3 protein-coding genes and 1 pseudogene are annotated in these 3,060 nt (G+C 73.2%); all 4 read right to left on the bottom strand.

What is annotated here, in order from left to right; all coding sequences use genetic code 11:
- On the bottom strand, positions 1-272 hold a 272-nt coding region (locus KBY19_RS35700), incomplete at its 3' end, for a hypothetical protein (RefSeq protein ID WP_210967504.1).
- Positions 269-997: an ABC transporter ATP-binding protein gene (locus tag KBY19_RS35695; RefSeq protein WP_099885768.1), complete on the bottom strand. Its 729-nt coding sequence runs from the start codon at positions 995-997 to the stop codon at positions 269-271. The genes KBY19_RS35700 and KBY19_RS35695, both read right to left, overlap by 4 nt.
- Positions 998-1,124: 127 nt before the next feature.
- Positions 1,125-2,753, bottom strand: a complete 1,629-nt coding sequence (locus KBY19_RS35690) for a benzoate-CoA ligase family protein (RefSeq protein WP_210967503.1) — start codon at positions 2,751-2,753, stop codon at positions 1,125-1,127.
- Positions 2,750-3,060, bottom strand: a pseudogene (locus tag KBY19_RS35685) (hypothetical protein); the annotation flags it as partial. The gene KBY19_RS35690 and the pseudogene KBY19_RS35685, both read right to left, overlap by 4 nt.

Here is a 3,060-nt window from a genome sequence, read left to right as displayed (position 1 = left end):
ACGGCTGCGGCGCTGAGCCCTTCGTCGGTGCGGCCGGTGACCTCCCCGTCGGCGTTTCCCGCCACCTGGCCCGCCAGCCGCCCGGAGGAGCCGCCGACCGAACCGTAGATGCCGAGTACGGCGACGATGAGCGCGGCGGCGACGGTGAGCACGCCGAGCGAGAGTGCGGTGCGGGCCGGGTGGCGGCGCAGATAGCGCAGGTTGAACAGGCGCAGCCGGGCGGCGACGACCGCGGGGCCGGCCGGCTTGGGCTTCCGCTCGGCAGCGCTCACGGCCTCCGGCCCTCCCCGACGAACTTGGCCACGACATCCTCCGGGGTGCCGTCCGCGACGATGTCGCCGTCGGTCAGCAGCACGGCGCGGTCGCTGCGCAGCGCCGCGTCGACGCTGTGGGTGACCATCACCACGGAGCGTTCGGACCCGTCATGGGCGAGGGAGGCCAGCAGGTCGAGGAGTTCGTCGCCGGTCCGGGAGTCGAGGTTCCCGGTGGGTTCGTCGGCGAGCAGGACGCCGGGGTCCATGATGAGGGAGCGGGCGATGGCGACGCGCTGCATCTGGCCGCCGGACAGCTCGCCGGGGCGGTGGTCGGCACGGTCCGCGAGATTGACGCGATCCAGCAGCGCCAGCGCCTCGGCCCGTACCGACCCCAGCTTCTCGCCGTCCAGCAGCCGGGGCACGGCGACGTTCTCCCAGGCCGTCAGCGCGGGCAGCAGATTGAAGAACTGGAAGACGAATCCGAAGCGCCTGCGCCGCAGATCGGAGAGCGCGTCGTCGTCCAGGGTGGCTAAGTCGGTCCCGTCGAGGAGCACTCTGCCCTCGGAGGGGATGTCGAGCGCCCCCATGACGTGCAGCATGGTGCTCTTGCCCGAACCGCTCGGCCCGAGCACGGAGACGCACTGCCCGCCCCCGAGCGTCAGCGACACGCCGTTCAGAGCGCGTACGGGCTGCCGTCCACGTACGTAGTCGTGCACCACGCCGTCGAGCCGGAGTGTGGCCATGTACGGGGTCTCCCCTCTGCCGAGGCGGACCGCCACGTGCGGAACCTGGCGGCCTGGTTGCCGGGTCGGCTGTGCGTCCGTGCCGGGGACAGTCTCGCCGACAGGGAACCGGGAATCCAATGGATCATCAGGGACCGGCCACCTCCCGCCCCTTGGCCGCGTCGCGCAGGGCATGCCGGGAGATCTTGCCGGTGGAGGTGCGGGGCAGCGCGTCGACGAGGTGCAGCACCCGCGGCTGCTTGTAGCGGGCCAGCCGACCGCGCAGGTGGTGGCGCAACTCCTTGCGCAGCGCCGTCGGTTCGGCCTCCGCGTCGTCGTGCGGCCTGACGTAGGCGACGACCTCGGTGGTGGCATGTTCGCCCGGTAGGCCGATCACGGCGCACTCGGCGACCGCGGGATGCCGCAGCAGACAGTCCTCGACCTCGGTGGGTGCGACCTTGAGACCGCCGACCTTGAGGATGTCGTCGGAGCGTGCGACGAAGGTGAACACGCCGTCCCCGTCCCTGCTGAGCTGGTCGCCGGTGCGCACCCAGCCGCCCACCATGGTGGCGTGGGTGGCGGGCTGGTTGTTCCAGTAGCGGGCGGCATTGGCCTCGCCGCGCACCCACAACTGGCCGATCTCGCCAGGCCCCAGCACCTGACCGTCCTCGTCGCGCAGTTCGGCCTCGAAGCCGGGGACGACGGTACCGCAGCAGCCGGGCGGGGTGGCGCCCGGCTCACCGGCGATGAAGATGTGCAGGCACTCGGTGGAGCCGAGGCCGTTGACGATGTCGGCCCCGGTGGCCTCCCGCCACCGCTCGGCCAGCCGGGCGGGCAGCGGCTCCCCCGCCGAGACGTACCGCCGCACGCTCGTCAGATCGGCGTCCCCGCTGCGTTCGGCGACGGTCAGCATGGCGGAGTAGAGCGCGGGGACCGCGCACAGCACGGTGGGGCGGCAGCGGGCCACCAGGCGCAGTACGCGCGCCGCGTCGGCGGACTCGGGCATCAGCAGGGTGGCGGCACCCGCCGCGAGCGGGAACAGGAAGGAGTTGCCGAAGCCGTAGCCGAAGGAGAGCTTGGCCGCGGACAGACACACGTCGTCGCGGGTCAGCGCCAGGCGCTTGGGGAACGTGTCGAGCACCGCCAGCAGCCCCCGGTGCAGATGGACGACGCCGCGCGGGGTGCCGGTGCTGCCGGAGGTGTACTGGATGACGGCCATGTCGTCGACGCTGACGGGAGCGACGGCGCACTCGTCGGAGGCGGTGGCCAGCCGGTCGTCGAGCGTCGGCTCGGGGCCCTGGTGCTCCGTGGCGGCCGTCGCGACCCATACCTGCTCGGGCCAGGTGGCCTTGGCCAGTTCCCGGGCTCCGGGCGCGGCGCGTACGGCAGCGAGTTGCCCAGGGCCGACGACGGCGAGCCGGGGGCGGCAGTCGGCGAAGATCCGCGCGTAGTCGTCGGGGGTGAGCTGGGTGGCCAGTGGCACGGGTACGGCGCCCAGCCGCAGCAGCCCGAGGACACAGGCCAGTTGGTCCGGGCTGTCGGGCAGGGCGAGTGCGACGCGGGTTTCGTACCCGACACCCGCGGCGGCGAAGGCGTTCGCGGCACGGCAGGATCTGCGGTGCATCTCGCGGTAGGTGACACGCTCGGTCTCGGTGAGCGCGCAGAAGGCGTCGCCGTGGCCCGCTGCCAAGTGGTCGTCCAGGAAGCGGTGGACGCTGTTGCCGTCGGGCGGTGCGAGCGCTGCGCTGCCGTCGCTGGTTCCGGAGCCGGTCGTCATGCGGAGTGACCTCCCTGGTGGGACGGGCCGGTGGAGGGTGTGCCGGGGCCGGACGTGCCCAGGACGAGCGCTGTGGCGCAGCTGCCGGGTCCGGCGTGCTCCGTGGGGTCCGCGGAGTTCGTGGTGAGCACCAGCGCGGTGTCGTCGGGCAGCGTCCGGTGGTGCAGACCGAGCACGGTCAGCGCCGCTTGTACGGCGCCGGTGGCCCCGGCGCAGTCGCCGAAGGCGGCGTCGACGGCGGGCACGGGGTAGGCGGGGACGGTGGGTGTCGTGGGCGCGGTGGGCGTGGTGCGGGCCAGCCCCGCCT

The organism is Streptomyces sp. B15 (assembly GCF_018070605.1).
GTDB lineage: Bacteria > Actinomycetota > Actinomycetes > Streptomycetales > Streptomycetaceae > Streptomyces > Streptomyces smyrnaeus.
This window is presented reverse-complemented; position numbering and strand designations above follow the sequence as displayed.